At 70.0% G+C, this 21,420-nt stretch carries 15 protein-coding genes and 1 pseudogene; 7 read left to right on the forward strand and 9 right to left on the reverse strand.

Features of this window, described 5'->3' with window-relative positions; translation table 11 throughout:
- The first annotated feature begins 130 nt into the window (after window positions 1–130).
- The 5 genes from ACWD5F_RS32975 to ACWD5F_RS32995 all read left to right on the forward strand — a co-directional run bounded on the left by ACWD5F_RS32975 (window position 131) and on the right by ACWD5F_RS32995 (window position 7,612).
- Entirely contained in the window at window positions 131–2,872 is a 2,742-nt protein-coding gene (locus ACWD5F_RS32975; RefSeq protein WP_451260002.1) for a LuxR C-terminal-related transcriptional regulator, read from the forward strand.
- A 91-nt stretch (window positions 2,873–2,963) separates the two neighbouring features.
- Window positions 2,964–3,749 carry a hypothetical protein gene (locus ACWD5F_RS32980; protein WP_451260004.1) on the forward strand — a complete coding sequence of 262 codons (786 nt, stop codon included), beginning with the start codon at window positions 2,964–2,966 and terminating at the stop codon, window positions 3,747–3,749.
- 58 nt (window positions 3,750–3,807) lie between these two features.
- Window positions 3,808–5,898: a patatin-like phospholipase family protein gene (locus ACWD5F_RS32985; protein ID WP_451260006.1), complete on the forward strand. Its 2,091-nt coding sequence runs from the start codon at window positions 3,808–3,810 to the stop codon at window positions 5,896–5,898.
- A gap of 746 nt (window positions 5,899–6,644) precedes the next feature.
- Window positions 6,645–7,391 (forward strand): pentapeptide repeat-containing protein, encoded by a 747-nt coding sequence (locus tag ACWD5F_RS32990; RefSeq protein WP_451260125.1) that lies wholly within the window; start codon window positions 6,645–6,647, stop codon window positions 7,389–7,391.
- Window positions 7,340–7,612 (forward strand): hypothetical protein, encoded by a 273-nt coding sequence (locus ACWD5F_RS32995; protein WP_451260009.1) that lies wholly within the window; start codon window positions 7,340–7,342, stop codon window positions 7,610–7,612. Before ACWD5F_RS32990 ends, ACWD5F_RS32995 begins: the two co-directional genes overlap by 52 nt.
- A gap of 117 nt (window positions 7,613–7,729) precedes the next feature.
- On the opposite strand, the pseudogene ACWD5F_RS33000 reads toward ACWD5F_RS32995, so the two are convergent.
- From ACWD5F_RS33000 to xylB, 8 genes and pseudogenes are all read right to left on the reverse strand, one after another.
- A pseudogene (locus tag ACWD5F_RS33000) lies at window positions 7,730–8,451 on the reverse strand (IS5 family transposase).
- 356 nt (window positions 8,452–8,807) lie between these two features.
- Window positions 8,808–10,331, reverse strand: coding sequence for an aldehyde dehydrogenase (gene adh, locus ACWD5F_RS33005; protein WP_401726101.1), 1,524 nt, complete (start codon window positions 10,329–10,331; stop codon window positions 8,808–8,810).
- Between the two features lie 143 nt (window positions 10,332–10,474).
- On the reverse strand, window positions 10,475–11,806 hold the full coding sequence (locus ACWD5F_RS33010; protein ID WP_451260011.1) for a GAF domain-containing protein: 1,332 nt from the start codon (window positions 11,804–11,806) through the stop codon (window positions 10,475–10,477).
- Between the two features lie 71 nt (window positions 11,807–11,877).
- Window positions 11,878–12,477, reverse strand: a complete 600-nt coding sequence (locus tag ACWD5F_RS33015; protein WP_451260013.1) for an N-acetylmuramoyl-L-alanine amidase — start codon at window positions 12,475–12,477, stop codon at window positions 11,878–11,880.
- Between the two features lie 81 nt (window positions 12,478–12,558).
- Window positions 12,559–13,572, reverse strand: a complete 1,014-nt coding sequence (locus ACWD5F_RS33020; protein ID WP_451260015.1) for an acetamidase/formamidase family protein — start codon at window positions 13,570–13,572, stop codon at window positions 12,559–12,561.
- On the reverse strand, window positions 13,569–15,053 hold the full coding sequence (locus ACWD5F_RS33025; protein WP_451260017.1) for an APC family permease: 1,485 nt from the start codon (window positions 15,051–15,053) through the stop codon (window positions 13,569–13,571). Before ACWD5F_RS33025 ends, ACWD5F_RS33020 begins: the two co-directional genes overlap by 4 nt.
- A 197-nt stretch (window positions 15,054–15,250) precedes the next feature.
- The gene (locus ACWD5F_RS33030) at window positions 15,251–16,495 is read right to left on the reverse strand and encodes an ROK family protein (RefSeq protein ID WP_451260019.1); all 1,245 of its coding nucleotides are present in this window, start codon (window positions 16,493–16,495) and stop codon (window positions 15,251–15,253) included.
- A 37-nt stretch (window positions 16,496–16,532) separates the two neighbouring features.
- A complete protein-coding gene (gene xylB, locus ACWD5F_RS33035; protein ID WP_451260021.1) occupies window positions 16,533–17,972 on the reverse strand; it encodes a xylulokinase in 1,440 nt (479 codons plus the stop codon).
- A gap of 215 nt (window positions 17,973–18,187) precedes the next feature.
- Between xylB and xylA the strand changes: the two genes are divergently transcribed.
- Together xylA and ACWD5F_RS33045 are read left to right on the forward strand one after the other, a co-directional pair.
- On the forward strand, window positions 18,188–19,354 hold the full coding sequence (gene xylA / locus ACWD5F_RS33040; protein ID WP_451260023.1) for a xylose isomerase: 1,167 nt from the start codon (window positions 18,188–18,190) through the stop codon (window positions 19,352–19,354).
- A gap of 195 nt (window positions 19,355–19,549) precedes the next feature.
- The gene (locus ACWD5F_RS33045) at window positions 19,550–20,023 is read left to right on the forward strand and encodes a hypothetical protein (protein WP_451260025.1); all 474 of its coding nucleotides are present in this window, start codon (window positions 19,550–19,552) and stop codon (window positions 20,021–20,023) included.
- Between the two features lie 7 nt (window positions 20,024–20,030).
- On the opposite strand, the gene ACWD5F_RS33050 is transcribed toward ACWD5F_RS33045, so the two are convergent.
- Complete coding sequence (locus ACWD5F_RS33050; protein ID WP_451260027.1) at window positions 20,031–21,371, reverse strand: esterase-like activity of phytase family protein; 1,341 nt, start codon at window positions 21,369–21,371, stop codon at window positions 20,031–20,033.
- Between the last annotated feature and the right edge of the window lie 49 nt (window positions 21,372–21,420).

A 21,420-nucleotide genomic window follows, 5' to 3' on the forward strand; every position in this document is an offset into this window, starting at 1 on the left:
TACGACGCGCTGTACGCCGTGCGGGTTCGGTTCAGGGAGGGCGGCGAACCTCCTCAGCCCTAGGCGCCAGACCTGGCCCGTCGCTCAACAGACGCCCCGCGCCCGGGACTTGGCCGTCCTACCCTGAGCCATGCTTTTCGGACGGCACGCACAGGCCGAGCGGATCGGTCTGCTGGTACAGGACGCCCGCCAGGGCAGAAGCCGGGTGCTCGTGCTGCGGGGCGAGGCCGGTATCGGGAAGACCGCGTTGCTGCGACTCGGCGCCGATGCGGCACGGGAACAGGGCATGCGGGTGCTGTGGCTACGCGGCTGGGAGCCGGAGAAGCAGCTCGCGTTCGCCGGGCTCTCGCAGCTCGTGCGGCCCGCCGCCCATCTCATCGACCGGCTTCCGCCACCCCAGGCCGAGGCACTGAGAGGAGCCGTCGCGCTCGGGCCGACCCGGCCCGCCGACCGGTTCGAGGTCTGTGCCGCCACGCTGAGCCTGCTGGCCGAACTCGCCGAGGAACGGCCGCTGTTGGTCGCCGTCGATGACGTACACGCTTTGGATCCGTCCTCCGCCGAGGCGCTCGCGTTCGCGGCCCGGCGGCTGATGGCCGAGGACATCGGCATGCTGGTCACGACCCGGCCGGATCCGGCGGCCGACTCGCTCACGGTCGCACTGCCTGTACTCGAAGTGGCCGGGCTGGAGGAGAGCGCGGTCGGCGAACTCGTCGCCGACCGCACCGGGATGAGCCCTCATGAGGACGTACGCCGTCAGCTCGCACTCCGCAGTGCAGGAAACCCGATGGCGCTGATCGAGCTGGTGCACGGGCTCACCGGATCCCAACTGAGCGGGCACGGCCCGATGCCGCGCACCCTGCCGACTGGGGCCGCGGGTGCGCTGTTCGCCGACCGGGTCGCGACGGTGGGGCTCGCCGCCCGGATCCTGCTGCTCCTCATGGCCGCGAGCACCTCGACCGAGACGGGGGACCTGACCCGCGCCGCTCGGCAACTCGGCGTACCGCGGACGGCGTTCACCGATGTCGAGGGCAGCGGACTGGCGTCCTTCGCCTCGAACGCGTACCACTTCGCTCATCCGCTGGTCCCTTCCGCAGTGCTGGCCGCCGCGTCCTCCGAGGAGGTCAGGGCCGCCCATCTGGCGCTCGCTGCAGCCTGCTCGCGGCCCGGGCGCGCCGGGGAGCGGGCCTGGCATCTGGCCGAGGCGGCCCTCGGCCCCGACGAACAGGTGGCGGCGGCGCTGGAGGAGCTGGCCCGCACCACCGAGTCCCGCAGCGGGTACGTGGCGGCCGCCGCCGCGTGGGAGCGGTCGGCGGCACTCAGCGTCAGCGAACCCGACCGTGCCCGACGCCTTACCGCGGCGGCCAAGGACGCACTCCTCGGCGGGCGCAACACCCATGCTCGGGAACTCCTCGCCCGAGCCGACGAGTTGGTCGAGGATGCCGGACTGCGCGCCGAGATAGCGGCCGGCCGGGGTCGCGTCGAACTGTTTACCGGGCATCCCGCCCTCGCCCACCGGTTCGTGTTCCGCGCGGCCGAGGAACTCCGCGACACCGACCCGCGGCGCGGCTCCCAACTGTTCGCCGACGCCGCGATGGCCTCGCTGCTGTCCGGCGACCCCGCCGGCGCCTTCGATGCGGCGATGCGGACGGAGAAGCTGCTCGACGGGGCGCAGGCCCCCGCGACCCTGGTCGCCGGCCTGATCCGGGGCATCACGATGCTGCACCTGGGAGAGGGCTCAGCGGGGAGGGAACAACTGCGACGCTGCCTGGAGGCGGTGCGCACCCGGGGTGACGAACTGCCGACCGAGTACGTCGTGCTGGCCGCCGCGACCATGAACTGGACCGGGGAGCACGAACTGGGCCGACGCGCCGTCAACTCGCTGCTGGAACGGCTGCGGGTCTCCGGAGCCCTGGGCATGCTGCCCTTCGCGCTGTACGTGTCCTCCTACGCCAACGTGTTCACGGGTCGTACGGAAGCGGCACGGGCGGCTGCGACCGAGGCCGTCGAACTGTCCGGCTTCACGGACAACGAGTTCTGGCAGTACCTGTCCCTGTCCGCCCTGGCCCACGTCGAGGCGGTACGAGGTGACGCCGAGGCGTGCAGGCGGCACGGGCAGCGGGCGCTGGCGCTGCGGCGCGCGGACACCGACTACCCGCGGGACGCGAGCGAGGCCCTCGGACTGCTCGAACTGAGCTTCGGCGACTACCCGGAGGCGCTGCGCCGATTACGCGAGGGCGCGATGTCCACCTCCGTGGACGATCCCGACAGCCTCCTCGACAGCTGTTTCGACGCGATGGAGGCACGCATCCGCTGCGGACTGCCCCTGTCGCCGGGGGCGTTGGCGTCCTTGGCGCAGCACGCGGGGCAGGTGCACATTCCCCTGCACGCCGCGATCGCCCTCAGGGTGCGCGCACTGGCCGCCGAGGAGGGCGCGGAGGACTGCTTCGAGCAGGCCCTGGCCCTGCACGCACAAGTCTCCTGCCCGCTGGAGACTGCCCGGACACGGCTCGGCTACGGGGAACGGCTGCGCCGCGCGGGGTGGCGAGTGCGGGCGCGGGAGCAACTGCGGGGCGCGCTGGAGGCGTTCGAGCGACTGGGCGCCGTGGTCTGGGCGGAGCGCTGCCGCAGGGAACTGACGGCGACTGGGGAGACCGTCCGAGCCCGGTCAGAGCCGTCCGGTTCCGAGGACCTGACGCCGCAGGAGTTCCAGGTCGCCCAGGCGGTCGCACGGGGAGCCACGAACAAGCAGGCGGCCTCCGCGCTGTTCCTCAGCCCGAAGACGGTGGAGTTCCACCTCGGCAACGTCTACCGGAAGCTGGGCGTCCGCAACCGTACGGAACTCGCTCACCGCCATCCGGGGCTGCGCGAGTGACGTTGCCCTCGGAGGCAGGGGATTTCCTGGAAGCGGGCCGCCGCCGGCTCTTCCTAGCGTCAAAAGCCCCGCGTACGAGGAGGAACCGGCCGTGACCAGCGACGAGACGTGGGATGTCACCGCGCGGCTGACCGCACTGCGGGAACAGGCGCTGCGGCTGCTGGAGGAGCTGGAGCAGCGAGCGGAACCCCAGCCGCCCGCCGCACAGGACATCCGGCCCGCACAGGACACCACGCCAGCGGCCACCGGTTCGCCCATGGTCGCCGGAGCGAGCAACTCGGCCACCGACACGACGTACCTGGACGCGAGCGGCGCCAGCGGCGCCCTGTACGTGGTCGGCGACCCGGGCGGCGTCACGGGGGTCGGCTTCAGCCAGCCCGGCCTGCGCGGCTACGGCTACGGCAGCAACGCCGTGCACGGGTACGCCGCACCGCCGAACGCCCAGGCCGGCGTACGCGGAGAGAGCCCGTCCGGGGACGGCGTGTATGGGTACAGCACCCAGGGGCGGGGCACCCTCGGGGTCAGTCTGCGCGGGATCGGCGTCCTGGCCTTCAGCCGGGACCGGGAGGCCCTCGACGCGTACAGCGTCGACGGCGACGGCATCCGCGCGGCGACCCGCTCGGGCGCGGCGGCGGCGGTCCTGGCGGAGAACGGTTCGGAGTCCCCGGGCGGCGTCGCGGTGGTCTGCCTCGGCGGATACGGCACCGGGATGTACGCGTCGGGGGCTCATGCGGCGATCCGGCTCGGCCGCTCGCAAGCGGTCGGCGCGCCCACCGCTGGCTTCCACAACGCGGGGGAGTTGGTGCTGGACGCGAATGCCGATCTTTACCTCTGCAAGACCACCGGGGTGCCCGGTGTCTGGAAGTTCGTGGCCTGACGGCAAGTTCGTGGCCTGACAGCGAGTTCGTGGTTTGACAGCAAGGGGGAGTCGGAGAATGACAGTCGCCATATGTCTCAGCGGTGGAGGAGCCCGAGGGGATTTCGAGGTCGGGGCGCTGCGCCTGCTCTACGACCGGGGCATCCGCCCCGACATCCTGGTGAGCACATCAGTCGGGTCGGTGAACGCAGTCAAACTCGCGGAGGGTGAGGATCCGGCACACCCCGAGCGGGGACTGAGCGGCCTGGAACGACTGTGGGCGTCGCTGCGGACCAACGCGGATATGTATCTGGAGGAGCCCTGGCTGTCCCACCCGGACATGGACGACCGGGTCCGTGATCTGCTGACAGGGCGGTCCGCCGACCTCGGCATCCCGGGATCCGCGTCGGACGCCGACGCGTGGGGCGACCTCGCGGCCATCGGAAAGTTCATCGGCAGTGTCGTGTTCTTCCTCGGGGACGGAATAGCGCTGCTCAAATCGCTCCGCCTGGTGGCGGAGGCGAAAAGCCTCTATAACCTCACGCCCATCCGCGACCGCCTCTACTCTCAGCTGGACCTCGACGCCATCGCGGCGTGGGCGGCGGCGGGGGGGAAACTGCGGATGGCCACGGTCGCCCTGGAAAGCGGCAGTCTGCGATACGTGACAGAGAGCGGCGCGGTGCTGGAGCGCGACGGCTCACCGGCCGAGTGGGCGGGAAGGCTGACGGGCGCTTGTCGCGCGTTGGAGAAGGAGGTCGAGGCCCGGGAGCGAGATCTCCGCGAACAACAGGCTTTGCTGCGGACGGCCGCGCCGCGCGAGAAGCAGGACGTCATCGAGAACGGTGTCGAGCCGGCCCAGGAAGCACTCGCCAGCGCCCGGCAGGCCCTCGCGGACTGCGTGGCCGCTCGGCCTCGGGTACCGCTCGTGATCGACATCCGCGAGGGCGTCCTCGCCTCGGCGAGTATCCCGGCCATGTTCCCTGCCGTGCCCCTGGCCGACGAGAACTACGTCGACGGCGGGGTGCGCGAGATCGTCCCGGTGCAGGCGGCCGCGGACGCGGGGGCCGAGGAGATCTATGCGGTGAGCGCGTCACGGCTGACCGTCGAGCCCGAGAAGCCGCGCACCTTCGCGAGTGCGGGATTCGCCGACGTGCTCAGCAGGGCCATGGTCACCATCGCCCTCAACGAGATCACCGTGGATGATCTGTCCGTGCGCCCGAAGGCCGGCGGGGGCGCACCCCGTACCGTGGTGATAGCCCCGGACGTCGATATCCACGACCTGACCACGATCGACCCCGGGCTGATCCGGATCAATCGGGACTACGGCTGGATGCGCGCGGCGGACACCCTCGACGGGGACGCTCACGACAGCGCACGCTGGCGGAGCGCGACCGACATCGCGAAGACGCGGCTCGGCACATGGCGCGACGAGAACGTCCGGTACGGACAGCCCGACCCCACCCGCCCTGCCGCCGGCACTCCCACTCCGCGCGCCGACGCCCAGGCCTGGATCGATGTCGGGAAGCAACGGCTCAAGGAACTGCTGGCCGCCCGCCGCGCCGCCGGGGGTCCCGTACCCGACGGCATCGACCGTTGGAGCGTGACTCTGGAACTGCACCCCTGGGCGGGCGAGTTGAACGACGCCGTGTTCGTCACGCACACGGTGCCGGCGAGTGTCGGCGCCCATGACGGGTTCTCCGCGACGTTCACGATGCGCAACACGGGTACCACGACGTGGCGGCCCGAGGAGCAGTACCGACTCGGCACCCAGTCGCCGCAGGACAACACCACCTGGGGAACCGGCCGGGTCGAACTGCCTACGCCTGTCGCACCTGGTGAGGAAGTGACCTTCGCCGTCGACCTCAAGGCACCCGCGGCCTCCACGACCGTCCTGCAGTGGCGCATGGTGCGGGACGGCGTGGAATGGTTCGGTGCGGCCACCCCGCCCGTCGCGGTCACCGTGACCGAACCCGCCGCATGCGGGAAGCTGCGAGCCGACATCGCCGCGGCCGACCGGGAGATCGACGGCCTACGACGGCTCCGGGACAGCCTGGACCCGAAGGACCCCGAGGACCGGGCCGAGCTGAAGGAACTCGTCGAGCAGATCGCCGAGATACGGAAGAGGCTGACGGAACTCCGCACGTCGCAGGCTCAGATGGGATGCCGGTAGGACCCGAGAGCAGGGATAGGGAATCCACCTCATCGTCGTCCACCAGGGCCTGTCCCTGTCTGTCGGCATCTGCGCCGCCGACCTCCGGGTGCCGACGCCTTCAAGAAACCCACGTGCCGCAGCCTGCGGCATTGATCCTCGCCGAACTCCACCCAGCGGTCGAAGCTTGCGCCCGCCTGTACGAGGGGACAATGCGTCAACGGATCCAGGAGGCCGGAGGCCGGACTAATGGTGTCAGAGGCGGTGACCGATGCCCTGGACTGAGCAGTCGTTGAAGTCGAGCCTGATGCTGTGGGTCAAGTCTTAGAGTGTAGGGGATAATTGGATGCATGCGGAGAAGACTGCTGTGTTGGATTTCAGGTCACGTCACAGTTCTCACATGCGGAATGAGTGTGCTTCTCATCGCTGTATTCATCGGTCTGTACTCTCAGGGGCCCTGGTGGCTCGACGGCGATCGTCTGCGCGTGCTCGGTGAGCTGCAACCGTCGGCACAACATGCCGCGTTGGATCGAGATCGGTCGCAGATCCTAAAGATTGCGGCGGGGGTGGGTGCTTTCGTGGCCCTTATCTATACGGCTCGGAAGCATGCGCTCGACCGTCTGTCTCACGCTCTCAAGGAGCAGGAGCAGATAACTGACCGATACATAAAAGCAGTTGAACAGCTGGCCTCAGAGGCTGCCGATGTGCGATTGGGTGGCATATACGCGCTGGGCAGGATAATTGCCGATTCACCGGCAGATCGCCTGATGGTTCGGGAGGTGCTTGCCGCCTACCTCCGACACCACTCACCAACGTCGATCCTTGGCGAGGACGTGCCCCGCACTCCTGATCCACATCATGCGCGCTCCGTTGACATCGGTGCATCCCTAACCGTGCTCACTCGTGACGCAGGCGATAGTGAAGACTTCCGGCTGGATTTACGGCGCACCGACCTAGCTGGAATCGAGATCATTGAGGGCGACGGTCTAAGTCGCGCCAACGTCGCCCTCTCGCGCCTTTATGATGTCAATTGGGTCAAGCTGTCGCTCAAGAACACCAACTTCTACCGCTGTAACCTAGTCCGGGCGGGCATCTTGGGCTGTGACCTCAGCGAGGCACACCTGGTGGAAGTGAACTTGGAGCGAGCAATACTGCACGGAAGTACGTACGACGGGACCCGATTTCGGAATGTCAACCTAACGGGAACGAATCTGTTAGAGGTCGACCTCTCCGGCGCCCTCCATCTAACGGCGGAACAGATATCTGCCGCAGGCATTGGTCCTTCCACAAAGCTGCCTGCCTCTCTTCAGGAGGATCCGTGGGTGTGCGCACGTCTCGCCGAATGTGCAACCTGGGCCTCCCAGTGGAACTGGGATGGTCTACGCCCCCCCGCCCCCCACGCCGCGCCCCAGTTGACTGCAGCGCCGCCACTCCGGCATGTCCTACTTCGCAGGGAGGTGTCATGCCCGTCCGTCAGAAGGTCGCTGCGCTGTCCATCACCACGGACAAGTTGAACCTTCTGTCTGTGACGGCGGACAAGATCGCGGTCAACTCCGCAGCGGCAACGAAGATATCGGCGGGCGCGATCGAAGCGACCCACGTCAAGGCCGGAGCGATCACAGCGGACAAACCCGAGTCGGATGCCATCAACGGCAAGACGGGCAACGGAGCCGTCTTAGCTGGCGGTTCTCTCCAAACTGCGCCGACGACCACAACCGGCCAGGCCATCACGTGACCGCCCCGAGAGTGGTAGGCGTGTCGCCGAACAGTTCAGGATGCTCGGGAAGGTGACTCCCCGCCGCTGACCACGTCAAGCCGGTTGATCATTGCGGGACAGCCTTTGGACGTCATTTTAGTTGATGAGTCGGCGGTGGTACATGAGGGTCGCGGCGATGGCAGTGAAGGCGAGGAAGTGTTCCGGCTTGCGCTCATGGCGGCGGTGGAGGCGCCGGCAGCCGAACAGCCAGGACACCGTCCGTTCCACGACCCAGCGGTGCCAGCCCAGGCGCCGGGACGACTCGATACCCTTGCGCGCTAGACGGTGGCGAATGCTGCGGGAGGGCTGCCAGCAGCGCAGGTGGCGGTAGTCGTATCCCTTGTCCCCGTGCAGCTTGTCGGGCCTGCGGCGTCGTGGGCTGCTGTGTGAGCGGACGGGGGATGCCACAGGCAAGCGGGATCAGCGCCTGGCCGTCATGGAGGTTCGCCGAGGAAGTCCGATCGACAGCGGCAGCCTGCGACGGTCCACGATGAGGTGAATTTCGAACCGTTCTTGCCGCGGCTGGTCGGATTCGGTCCCGTCGGCTTCCCCCTCTGAGGGCCCGGACGCTGACCGAGTCGAGCACACAACGCGACCAATCCAGCTCGCCAAGAGAGCCGAGTTCGTCAGGGACCAGACGGCAGTTGGTTCTAGGCGGAGCCCGAAGTAGCCACGAAGACGGTCGCGGCCAGCACCACACGGTCCCCTCGCCGACGATGTCCACCACCCCGCGGGCGTTTCGGGGCCGGCGGCACCACCCGCTGGAAGAGCTCCCGCAGGTCTTCCGGCGCCAACTGTTCGACAAGCGCAGCAGCCATCAGCCCAGGCTGCCGCAAGATCCCCATTCCACCGGTGCTCGTGCGCATGCTCCGGGACCCCATCGCCCGTTTCGGCGTCGCCACCGACGGAAATGTCTTCGAGAATGCGGCTGGTTACATCGACACCTCGGCGTACAACATCAATTGGGGTGCTCCAGAGAACTCGCGCTCACCTTGGATGAGCGTGTACTGGATCTCGCCAAGCGGTCTGACGACCTGCGGCAGGTTGGCATCTCCTTCTGGCTCGCCTCGGGTGTAGACCCCGCCGAGTGCGAACCGAGGGGAGGGTAGACGCTAGTTATTGAGGTGGGTGCCTGACGGGAGTCTCTCCAGATCAGGCACCCTTTCGTGTGCCTCTAGAAGAAGCCGAGCTTCTTCGGCGAGTACGACACCAAGAGATTCTTCGTCTGCTGGTAGTGCTCCAGCATCATCTTGTGGTTCTCGCGTCCGATGCCCGACTGCTTGTAGCCGCCGAACGCCGCGTGCGCCGGGTACGCGTGGTAGCAGTTGGTCCAGACGCGGCCCGCCTGGATCGAACGACCCGCGCGGTACGCCGTGTTGATGTCCCGCGTCCAGACACCGGCACCGAGGCCGTACAGCGTGTCGTTGGCGAGCTTGATGGCGTCGTCGAAGTCGTCGAAGGACGTCACGGAGACGACCGGACCGAAGATCTCCTCCTGGAAGATCCGCATGCGGTTGTCGCCCTCGAAGATGGTCGGCTGGACGTAGTAGCCGCCCTTCAACTCACCGTCGTGGTCGATGCGTTCGCCGCCGGTGAGGACGCGCGCACCCTCCTGCTTGCCGATGTCCAGGTAGGAGAGGATCTTCTCCAGCTGGTCGTTGGAGGCCTGGGCGCCGATCATCGTGTCGGTGTCCAGCGGGTGGCCCGACTTGATCAGCTCGGTGCGGGCGACGGCCGCCTCCATGAACTCGGCGTAGTGGCCGCGCTGGACGAGCGCCCGGGAGGGGCACGTGCACACCTCGCCCTGGTTGAGCGCGAACATCGTGAAGCCTTCGAGCGCCTTGTCGCGGAAGTCGTCGTTCTGCGCCCACACGTCGTCGAAGAAGATGTTCGGCGACTTGCCGCCGAGCTCCAGCGTGACCGGCTTGATGTTCTCGGAGGCGTACTGCATGATCAGCCGCCCCGTCGTGGTCTCACCCGTGAACGCCACCTTCGCCACCCGCGCGCTCGACGCGAGCGGCTTGCCCGCCTCGACACCGAATCCGTTGACGATGTTCACCACACCCGGCGGCAGCAGGTCGGCGATCAGGCTCATCCAGTAGTGGATGGACGCCGGGGTCTGCTCGGCCGGTTTGAGGACGACCGCGTTGCCCGCGGCGAGGGCGGGCGCCAGCTTCCATGTGGCCATCAGGATGGGGAAGTTCCACGGGATGATCTGCGCGACCACACCCAGCGGCTCGTGGAAGTGGTACGCCACCGTGTCGTCGTCGAGCTCGCCGACCGAGCCCTCCTGCGCGCGGATCGCGCCCGCGAAGTACCGGAAGTGGTCGATGGCCAGCGGGATGTCGGCCGCCAGCGTCTCGCGCACCGGCTTGCCGTTCTCCCAGCTCTCGGCGACCGCCAGCGATTCGAGGTTCGCCTCCATCCGGTCGGCGATCTTCAGCAGGATGTCCGCGCGTGCCGTCACCGACGTACGGCCCCAGCCCGGCGCGGCCGCGTGCGCCGCGTCCAGGGCTCGCTCCACGTCCTCGGCCGTGCCGCGCGCGATCTCGGTGAAGGACTGCCCGTTCACCGGTGACGGGTTCTCGAAGTACTGCCCCCGCGCCGGCGGCACGTACTCGCCGCCGATGAAATGGTCGTAGCGCGCCTGGTAGGAGACGATCGCGCCCTCGGTACCGGGCGCCGCGTAACGGGTCATGCTGGTCGGCCTCCTTCAGCACCGCCGCCCGCCGTTGGGCAGCGTTCCTCGGGACGCTAGGAGCGAGGACGTTGCAACTACGTTGCCGTGCCGCAGGGCAGCATGCCCCTACGGAACCCCCGTTCCAGGACGCCGCACATGTCCTACGGGGCCCAACCGCCCCGGCGCGACGAGGTTCCCGTCCAGTCGGCCGGCGCCGCCAACTCGGACTCCAGCGCCGCGAGTCGGGATCGGACCGCCGCCGTCGGCCGGACCACGGACAGCGCCCGCCACACGTCGAGGTCGTCCTCGCCCCACGGCGCGTGCGCCCAGTCGGACAGCAGGTCGGGATCGCGGCGGGCGATCAACGCCGTACGCAGTCCGTCGGCGAGGCGGTGCCTGAGCCGCACCACCGCCGGGGCCCGGGACCCGGGCAACAGCGGCCCGGTGTACGCCGTCGCGGCTGCGGTGACCGCCCCCGTCTCCAGCCTCCGCTCGACGACGGCGACGTCACTCTCCACGGGCACGGTGAGCCGGTACGGCCGCGAATCGAGCAGCCCCGGGCCCAGCACCCTGCGCAACCGGGCCAGTTCGGCACGCAGCGTCACCGGCGTCACCGACTCGTCCTCGTACAGCGCGCACAGCAACTCGTCGCCGGTCAGCCCCTCGGGATGACGGGCGAGCAGCACGAGGATCTCGCTGTGCCGCCGGCTGAGCCTGATCGCGTGCCCGCCCGTGACCAGGTGCGCCTCGTCCCGGCCCAGCACCGTCAGCTCCAGCGTGTCCGCGGCCGGCCACTCCGGCGCGAGCAGCGCCAACTGGCTCTCCGCCGCCCGCGCGACCGCCTGCACGAAGCCCAGGCTGTGCGGATGCGCCAGCCCGTCCCCGCCGGTGATGTCCACGGCACCGAGCACCCGCCCGGTGCGCGGATCGTGCACCGGAGCCGCCGCGCACGTCCAGGGCTGCACCCGCCGGGTGAAGTGCTCGGCGGCGAAGACCTGTACCGGCCGGTCGACCGCCACCGCCGTCCCCGGCGCGTTCGTCCCCATCGCCGTCTCCGCCCAACGGGCACCCGGCACGAAGTTCATCAGCCCGGCCTCACGCCGGGTCGACGCATGGCCCTCGACCCACAGCAGCCTGCCCTGCGCGTCGCACACCGCGAGCAGATGCTCGCCGTCGGCCGCGAACGTCCCCATGAGCTCACGGAACAGCGGCATCACCCGCGCCAGCGGATGCTCGGCCCGGTAGGCGCCGAGGTCACCGTCCGTGAGATCCACACTCGCCGTGCCGTCGGGTCCCACGCCCGCCCGCCTGGAACGCCGCCACGACTCGGCCACCACCGAACGCACCGGCCGAGGCACCGTGCCCTTCTCGGTGAACGTCTCGTGCGCGCGACGCAGCATCCGCGCGTGCTCGGCAGGGTCGGCCCCCGGTTCGAGGGCCACCCACGGATCGGTCAACTGGGCCTCCTCGAAGGGCGATGCGGTTGGGGACATCGTCACTCCGGGTACGCGCGCCGACAACCTTTTCGACCGGGCTCACCGCAACGATGCGCGTCGGTTCGCCGTCAGGCGAAGTTGACCAGCCTTATGTAGCGCGTCCAGTCCCAGTTGGGCCCGGGATCGGTGTGGTCCGTCCCCGGCACCTCGTAGTGCCCGATGATGTGCGCCCGGTCCTTGACGATGCCGTACTTGGCGCAGATCGCCGCCGTGAGCCTCGCGGACTGTTCATACAGGGCGTCCGTGAAGTAGGCCGGTTTGTCCACCCACCCTTCGTGCTCGATGCCGATGCTGTGTGTGTTGTAGCTCCAGTTCCCCGCGTGCCAGGCGACATTGGCCTCCCGGACGCACTGCGCCACATGACCGTCGGCGGACCGCACCAGGTAGTGCGCGGACACTTTCTTCTGCGGGTTCTTGAAGATGCCGATCGTGTCCGTGTACGTCTCCTGCGTGACGTGGATGACCACGCGGTTCACGGCGTAGGAGGCGGGGCGGTCGGACACCGTGTAGTTGGAGGTGCTCGCCGGCTGCCATTCGGCGCCCGGATAGTCGACGGCCAGGGGCTGCGCGCCGGCCCGTGTGTCGGGGAGTAACGCGTACGGGACGGCGGCGAGTGCGGTGCCCTTCAGGAACCGTCGCCGGGTGGTGTTCGGTCTCGCTTGCTCCATCGAGCCGCGCCTTTCGGTCGTGACGTGTCTTTCGGCCGTGGGGTGTGGCGGGCCGCTCAGCCCAACAGCGTGGCGGGCCGCTCAGCGCAGCAGCGTGGCCGCGGTCTCCCGCAGCCGCGCATGCACTCCGCGGTGAGTCTCGCGCGCCGGCAGCCACTGCTTGCGGAGCTTGGCCACGCACGTGTAGTTCGTGTCGCACACGTTGGCCAACGGCGACTCCACGGCCTGGGTCGCGAACTGGTACGCGTCCAGCTCGCTGAACCCGTAGTCGCGCACCAGCCACTGCACCAGGTCGAGCTGGGATATCCGGAACGCGTCCTCCAACGGACGAGCCGAGCCAGTCGAGATGATGTGCGTGTCGGACTCGATGCGCGGCCACGGGGTGGCGATCCCCTTGAGCAGCTCGACGATCACCATGGTGTTCATCGCGCACTCGACGGCGACGCCACAGGTCTCGCCCTCGCCCTGCCTCGCGTGCCCGTCACCCAGGCTGAGCAGCGCGCCCTCCACGTTCACCCCGAGGTAGCAGGTCACGCCCGCCCGCATCTCCGGTGTGTCCATGTTGCCGCCGTGCGCGTCGGGCACCAGGGCCGAGCGCACCTCCAGATTCGCGGGCGCCACACCGACCGTGCCGTGCATGGGGTCCATCGGCAGCTCGGCCTCGAAGTCGCTGTCGTGCGCCCGGAACAACGCCGTGCGCCGCGTCCGGTCCAACTGCCAGATCCAGACGGTCTCCGGCAACGGCGGCTGGAGCGTGGCCGTGGTGTGCGTGGAGGTCAGCGCGCCGAACAGCGGGACCGTGGTCGACGCCGCCCAGTCCCGGGCCGGCTCGATCGACACGAAGTGCACGGCGACCGTGTCACCCGGTTCCGCGCCCTCGACGTGGAAAGGGCCGGTCTGCGGGTTGAGGAACGGGAACTCGCACACCTCGGACACCAGGTCCTTCTCGGACCGCACCCGCCCCGCGAAGCAGTCCTCGGTGTACAGGTCGAGAACAGTGCCGGGCGCGATCCGGGCGACGGGCGGCGCGCCGCCGAACGTCCAGGCGTACTCGCCCGGTTCGGGCCGTACGGTCAGGATCCGGGGGCCGTTCATCGCTGTGCTGCTCCGTTCTGCGGAAGGCCGCTCGGGGTGGGGTCGTCGAGGTGGACACGGGCGGTCTCGGATATGCGCTCGGGATGGCGCCGCATCAGCACGACCAGGACCACGATCCCGGCCGCCATCCACACCCCGACGACCGGGCCCGCGTAGGACACCGGGGCGGTCAGCTCGGAGACGAAGTCGAAGACGGGCAGGCCCGCGGCGGTCAGCAGGGCCGGCACGAACGCGACGATGCCGAGGACGGGCAGCACCAGGTGGCGTACCGGTTTGAGCCTCGCCCGCCCGCGGCGCAGGAAGTAGCCGGCGCAGGCCAGGTTCACGACGATGTACACGCCGATCACGACCGTGACGATCACCGTGGCCAGCAGCAGGAACGCGGTCACCGGGTCGTAGCCGAACCCCAGCCCGAGCACCGCGCCGACCGCCACCACCATCTGCACGGCGATCCCGGCGACGGGGGAGCGGTACCGGGGATGGAGCGAGGCGAAGAGGCCGGGCAGGACACGGATGCGGGCCAGCGCGAAGGCCGTCCGCGTCGAGACATTGGCACACGCGTTGGCGTTGGCGATCGTGGAGTTGACCACCGCGAGGAACACCAGCACCCAGAAGAAGCCGAAGGATGCCCGTGCGACTCCCTCCCAGGACGCGTCTCCGGATGCGCCGAAGGTCGCGAAGCGGTCCGGCCCGAAGTACACCGTCATCGCATACGTCGTGACCACGTAGAACAGGCCGATCGACAGAGCGGCGCCGAGCACCGCGCGGTGCATCGTGCGGCGCGGGTTCCTCGTCTCCTCCGCGAGCGGTGCCGCGGCCTCGAATCCGGCGAAGGCCAGCACCGTGTACACCGACCCGGCGAATACCCCGCTGATGCCCTCATGGTCCGCGGGCGTGTGGGACGTACCGAACACCGACAGGGTGTTGTCTCCGCCGGCCTTGCCGATCAGCCAGACGGCGAAGACGAGGAAGACGAGCACCTCGAAGACGCCGAGGACCGTGCCGAACCGGGCCGACGCGCGCACTCCGAAGTAGCCGGCGGCCGCGATGATCGCCGCGCCCGCGAGCGCCCACGGCCACCACAGGTCGGCCGGATACGAGGACCACTCCTGGTGCAGCGTCCCCGCGGTGGTGAAGCCCAGTTGAAGTAGCAGCAGCGGCGGGATCAGCGCCTCGACGAACACGTAACCCCAGCCGACGAGGAAGCCCACGGTGGGGTGCAGGCCCTGCGCCGCGTAGGTGGCGACCGAGCCCGCGCTCGGGAGTTCCCGCGCCAGCTCGGCCACGCAGGACGCGGTGAACAGACAGGCCACGAGCGCGATCAGTACCGCGAGCGGCAGGCTGCCGCCCGCGAAGGCGGCACCGGACGGAATGGACGCGGCGACCGCCGCGGCCGGTGCCATGGCCGTGATGCTCTGGAACAGGACCTCGCGCAGTCCGATCGCGTCCGGCCTGAGGCCCGCTTTCGCTTCCCCCGACATGTGAATCCCCCTCAATCCACGCCGACTTGCTCGGCATCGCCCGTCGGAACGGGTGTGCCTCGCGTGAATCACGGTACGGCGCTCGTGGGTCGGGCAGAAGGGCACAGCGTGGTTCGGTGGACGGCGCCCCGACTGTGGACAACTCGCTCACCCACAGGGGTGAACAGCCGGGGATTCAGCGGAGATTGGGGCCGGAGTCAGGCCCGTCCCGCCACCGCCGTCGGGTCGTCGAGGACCGCCCGAACCACCGAGTGCGCGGCGCCCAGCAACGGCCCGTCGGACCCCAGCCGCGACACCGACACCGGACAGGCCGGCCCCGCGGTGCGCCGGTCCAACTCCGCCTCCAGCGAGGGCAACAGCCAGGGCGCGAGCCCGGCCAGCGCGCCGCCGAGCACCACACTCTCGGGGTCCAGCAGATTGACCGCACCGGTCAGCGCGATGCCGAGCGCCGTTCCCGCGTCCTGCAGCGCACGCCGTACGTCCTCGTCGCCCGCCGCCGCCCGGTGCGCGAGCAGCCCGACCCGGTCCTCGCCCGGCTCCAGGCCCGCCGCGCGCAACACCGCCTCCTCACCGGCGTACTGCTCCAGACATCCGCGCCCGCCGCACGCGCACCCGGGTCCGTCCGGCCACACCGGCACATGCCCCAACTCGCCCGCGAAACCGCGCGTTCCGCGCAGCAGCCCACCGGCCACGACGACCGCCGCGCCGATGCCGATCTCCGCCGACACGTGCAGGAAGTCCAGCGGAGTGTCCTGGCCGAGCCAGAGTTCGGCGAGCGCGCCGAAATTGGCCTCGTTGTCGACGGTCAGCGGGAAGTCCGTGGGCAGCAGCGCGCCGAGATCGGTGTCGTGCCAGTCGAGGTTCGGGGCTCGCATGACCGTGCGGGCGTCGCGCGCCACCAAGCCCGGGACGGCCACCGCCAGACCCGCGGGCCACAACCCCTCGCGCTCCGCCTCGGCGACGACCCGGCGGACCAGTTCGGTGAGTTCCTCGATCACAGGGCCGGGGGAGCGGCCGCGGTTGGCGCCGTGCAGCACGGCTCTCGCGCGGACCTGCCCGCGCAGATCGACCGCGCACACCGCGAGATGGTCGACGCCGACCTCGGCGCCGATCCCGGCGGGACCGTGCCCGCTGACGGCGAGTGCCGAGCCGGGACGGCCCACTCGGCCTGGCCGCTCGGGGCCCAGCTCTTCGAGCAGGCCCGAGCGGATGAGCTCGTCGACAAGGGTCGACACGGCCGCCCGGGTCAGACCGATGCGCGAGGCCACGGCGGCCCGGGAGAGCGGCCCCTCGGCGCTGACGGCGTGCATGACCCGGGCGAGATTGCGGCGGCGCATGCCCTGCTGTGTGTCGGGCAGGGCCCGCGCGGTGCCGACCGGACGGGCCTCGTGCGACGGCCGCCCCGGGCCGTCGGGGTGGGCCTCGTGCAGCGGTGCGGTCATGCCTGGGTCAGTCCTCGGTCGCCGTCCGTCGGGGAGTTCAGTCGGTCCCCCGTTCCAGCAGCGGGGCCGCGTCGGAGAGTACTCCGGCGATCCTGGCCAGCGTCGCCTCGTCCCGTTCCACCGCTTCGAGGACCGGTCCCGCGGCCGTGTTCCAGCGCCGGGCGACGGCGGCCGGGTCCTCGCCGGTCAGCACGCCCGCCGCCTGCGCCGCGGCGCCGAGCGCGACCAACTCCTTGGCCTCGGGCACCTGGACGGGCCTGCCCGACAACCGGCGTACGGTCTGCTGCCAGGCCGCGCCCCGGGCGCCGCCGCCGATCAGCAGCAGGGGAGCCGAGCGGTCCGCGTCCTCGTCGAGGACCAGGTCCAGTGCCCCGAGCAGGGAGTGCACCGCGCCGTCGTAGGCGGCCTGCAACAGCTGGCCCCCGGTGGTGTCGTGGCGCAGCCCGTGCAGCAGGCCCGAGGCGTTCGGCAGGTTCGGGGTGCGTTCGCCGTCCAGGTAGGGCAGGAGCGTGACGCCGGTGACGGGTTCGACGGCCTCGCGGTCCAGGCCCAGCAGGGCGGCCACGCGGTCGACGGCGAGCGTGCAGTTCAGCGTGCAGGCCAGCGGCAGCCAGTCCCCGTGGGCGTCGGCGAAGCCGGCCACCGTGCCCGTCGGATCGGCGGGCCGCCGCTTGGAGACGGCGTACACCGTGCCCGAGGTGCCGAGACTGAGCACCGGTGTGCCGGGACGCAGCCCGAGGCCGAGCGCGGCGGCGGCGTTGTCACCGGTGCCGGGAGCCACCAACGTGCCCTTGGAGAAGGGCAGTTCGTGGCTGTCGCGCACGGTTCCCGCCACCTCGCCGGGTCGCACCACGCGCGGCAGCAGTGCCGGATCGAGGCCTACGTGCGCGAGGGTCTCCTGGTCGTACGACTCCGTCCCGGCCGCCCACCAGCCCGTGCCGGAGGCGTCACCGCGGTCGGTCGTGCCCTGTCCCGTGAGGCGCTCGGTGAGGTAGTCGTGGGGGAGACGCACCGCCTTCGTGGCACGGACCGCCTCCGGTTCGTGCTCGGCCAGCCAGGCCCACTTCGTGACAGTGAAGGACGCGCCGGGCACACTCCCGGTGCGCTCCGCCCATGCCTTCGGGCCGCCCAGCTCCTCGATCAGGCGGCGGGCCTGCGGCGCCGAGCGCACGTCGTTCCACAGCAGGGCCGGGCGCACCGGCTCGCCCCGCTCGTCCAGCGTCACCAGACCGTGCTGCTGGCCGCCGATCGACACCGCCGTCGCCTCGTGCGCCGCGTCACCGCACTGGCGCAAGGCCTCGCACAGCGCGTCCCACCACTGACGGGGGTCGCTCTCGCGGCCCGCCCCCGAGGAGACGGTGTGCGGCGCCTGACCGCTCGCGACGATCCGACCGGTGGCCGCGTCGACGACGAGCGCCTTGGTGGACTGGGTGGACGTGTCCACGCCGACGACGAGCGGACCCTCGGCTGCTGACATCGGGCTCTCCCTTTTTCCGCGGCTCTGCGGGCTCTGACCTGCTGTTTCGAGGGTGCCAAGGCCTGGGCGACCCGGACCGCACCCCTTCGGGGACATCTTGTCCCTTCCCAGGGATGCGTCCGCATACTAATTTGTAAACCGCCATGACGAAATAGTCGCAAGCGAGCAGTCACCGGCAATCAGTGAGCAGTCGCAAGCAATCAAGGAGCCGCGGCATGAGCTACCAGCCCACCCCCGACGACAGGTTCACCTTCGGGCTGTGGACCGTCGGCTGGCAGGGAAGGGACCCGTTCGGCGACGCCACGCGGCGTGCCCTCGACCCCGTAGAGTCCGTGCAGCGCCTGGCCGAGCTCGGCGCCCACGGTGTCACCTTCCACGACGACGACCTCATCCCCTTCGGGTCCTCGGACAGCGAGCGCGAGTCCCACATCAAGCGCTTCCGCCAGGCACTCGACGCCACCGGCATGAAGGTGCCGATGGCCACCACCAACCTCTTCACCCACCCGGTCTTCAAGGACGGCGCGTTCACCGCCAACGACCGCGACGTGCGCCGCTACGCGCTGCGCAAGACCATCCGCAACATCGACCTGGCGGTCGAACTCGGCGCGCAGACCTACGTCGCCTGGGGCGGCCGCGAGGGCGCCGAGTCCGGCGCCGCCAAGGACGTACGCGTGGCCCTCGACCGCATGAAGGAGGCCTTCGACCTCCTCGGCGAGTACGTCGTCTCCCAGGGCTACGATCTGCGCTTCGCGATCGAGCCCAAGCCGAACGAGCCGCGCGGCGACATCCTCCTGCCGACCGTCGGCCACGCCCTCGCGTTCATCGAGCGCCTGGAGCGCCCCGAGATGTACGGGGTCAACCCCGAGGTCGGTCACGAGCAGATGGCCGGGTTGAACTTCCCGCACGGCATCGCGCAGGCCCTGTGGGCGGGCAAGCTCTTCCACATCGACCTCAACGGCCAGTCCGGCATCAAGTACGACCAGGACCTGCGCTTCGGCGCCGGCGACCTGCGTGCCGCCTTCTGGCTGGTCGACCTCCTGGAGACCGCCGGTTACGTCGGTCCCCGGCACTTCGACTTCAAGCCGCCGCGGACCGAGGACCTCGACGGCGTATGGGCCTCGGCGGCCGGCTGCATGCGCAACTACCTCATCCTCAAGGACCGCGCCGCCGCCTTCCGCGCCGACCCGGAGGTCCAGGAGGCCCTTAAGGCCTCGCGCCTGGACGAACTCGCCCAGCCGACCGCCGCGGACGGTCTGCAGGCGCTGCTCGCGGACCGCGGCGCGTTCGAGGAGTTCGACGTCGAGGCGACCGCCGCGCGCGGGATGGCCTTCGAGCACCTCGACCAGCTGGCCATGGACCACCTGCTGGGGGCTCGCGGCTGACACCGTCGGCACCTTTCGCACGCGCACGCGTGTGTGGCTGACACCGCTCGTACACGCGTGCACGCGTGTGTGCTTGCGGCGATGCACACACGCGTGCGTGCGTTTGCTGCGGAATCGTGCGGTCCACGGCATGGGCCCGTATCAACTTCCGCGTGGGGGTCGCCTGATGTCCGTTCCGAGGCGACTCTGGACGGTATGGCCATGCCGCCCGTACCGCCTCAGCCGCCCGGACCGCCGGGTGGCCCGCCGCCCTCGGGCGGTGGCTTCGGACCGCCCTCGGACGACTTCGGCCCCGGTTACGGGGCCTATGGGAACGGAGGAGGACACGAGCCGCCGACCCAGGCGGGTTGGCAGCCGCCACCGGAGCCGCCCGGAAGGCGTCGGAACCCGCCCTTCCTCCTCCTGGTCGGCATCGCGGCGGTCGCGGCCGTCGTCGCCGTCTTCGTGTGGATGGCCTCCGGCAACGACGACTCGCCCGACAAGAAGTCACCCGCCGAGAGCAGCGCGAGCTCCAGCGGCTCGCCCAAGCCGTCCTTCAGCATTCCGACCACCCTGCCGAGCGAGTTGCCCAGCGGTCTCCCCACGAAGCTGCCCACCGAGCTGCCGAGCGGCATCCCGAGCGAGATCGAATCGCTGATCCCGTCCCTGGGGGACATCGACCTGCCGTGACGTCGGCTCAGATGCCGTGCGGCAACCGCACGTAGGTGACCGTCGTCTCGATCCCGCTGTCGACCAGCCGGCCCTGTGCGTCGAAGGCCTCCCCGCCGTCCGTCATACCGAAGTCGTTGTCATTGATGAGGGCGATCGTGTCGCAGTCCACGCGCGCGACGCCCTCGATCTTCTGGGGCACACCGGCGACCGTGCCCAGGTCGACGACCAGCTTCTTGGCGAGCACCGGGACACCGGCGGCGGCCGGGTCGTCGAGCTCCTCCAAGGAGGGCGACGTCGAGTCGTCGTCGTAGGCGCCGCCCAGGATGTTCGCGCTCCGCCCGAGCTTGACCACCTGGAGCCGCGCGGCCTTGTCGGTGCGCTCCTCGACCAGCAGCCGGTCGTTGGCCAGGGCGACGACGGAGGAGATCTTCAGCTCGGAGGTGTCGTCCTCGCTCGGGTCCACGACGTTCACCGGGTCGAAGCGGTACGCGTACTCGGCGATGACCGCCTTCTTCTTGGGCGAGAAGCGCAGCAGGCGGGTGTTGAGGGAGCCCTTGGCGGTGTCGTCGTCCGGCACCGACAGCGGGCTCTGCAGGGCGATCACCAGGTCGCCGCCGGGCAGTTGGGCGAGTCCCTCGAAGCCGCGGTTGATCTGCCGGTGCAGATAGACGGCCGGCAGGGCCTCCACCACCGGGTAGTCGGCGCCGCTGAGGTGCAGCCCCTTGGGGACGTACCGCGTGAGCACCTTCCCGCGCGCGGAGACGTGGACGATCGAGGGCCCGTACTCGTCGACGAGCCAGAAGGTCCCGTCCGCGGCACGCACGATGCCCTCGGTGTCCAGCCCGTTCGGGTTGTACGACAAGGGGGTCTGGGCGTCGTAGGAGTACGGCGCCTCGTCGCGTCCCTCCTGGTTCGACAGCCCGGTGACGGCCTTCCCCGAAGACGTGGTGATCGGGAGCGCGTCGAGCACCTTCACGGAGCTGCCGGACACCCGGATCTTCACGATCGCCGGATCGAACCCGGGCACCGGGAACGTACGGCGCTTCTTGCCGGACACCTTGATCTGGCCGTTCGGCCCGCGGTCCGTGACCGTCCAGAACTCGCCCTTGCGGCCCGCCGGGTAGATGTCGCTGCCGATGCCGCCGAGGTCGACGCCCCGGTCATTGGCCACGGTGCCGGGCAGCAGGGAGTTGCTGAACGGCCCGAGCGGGATGTCGCCGAGCGTGGCCGTGTGGATGACGTGCGCGGTCCGCGACGGGGTGCCTGCGGCCGGGCCGGCCGCCACGAGGGCCGCGATCACGGCGAGCGGAACACCTGCCGCGACGGAACGTCTGATGCGGTGCGGGCCGGTGGCGTGCGGGGACATCGGGCCTCCTGAGTGACAACTTCGTAGACAGCGGCCAGATTTCGGCCCT

This window comes from Streptomyces sp. NPDC002499, from assembly GCF_053595415.1.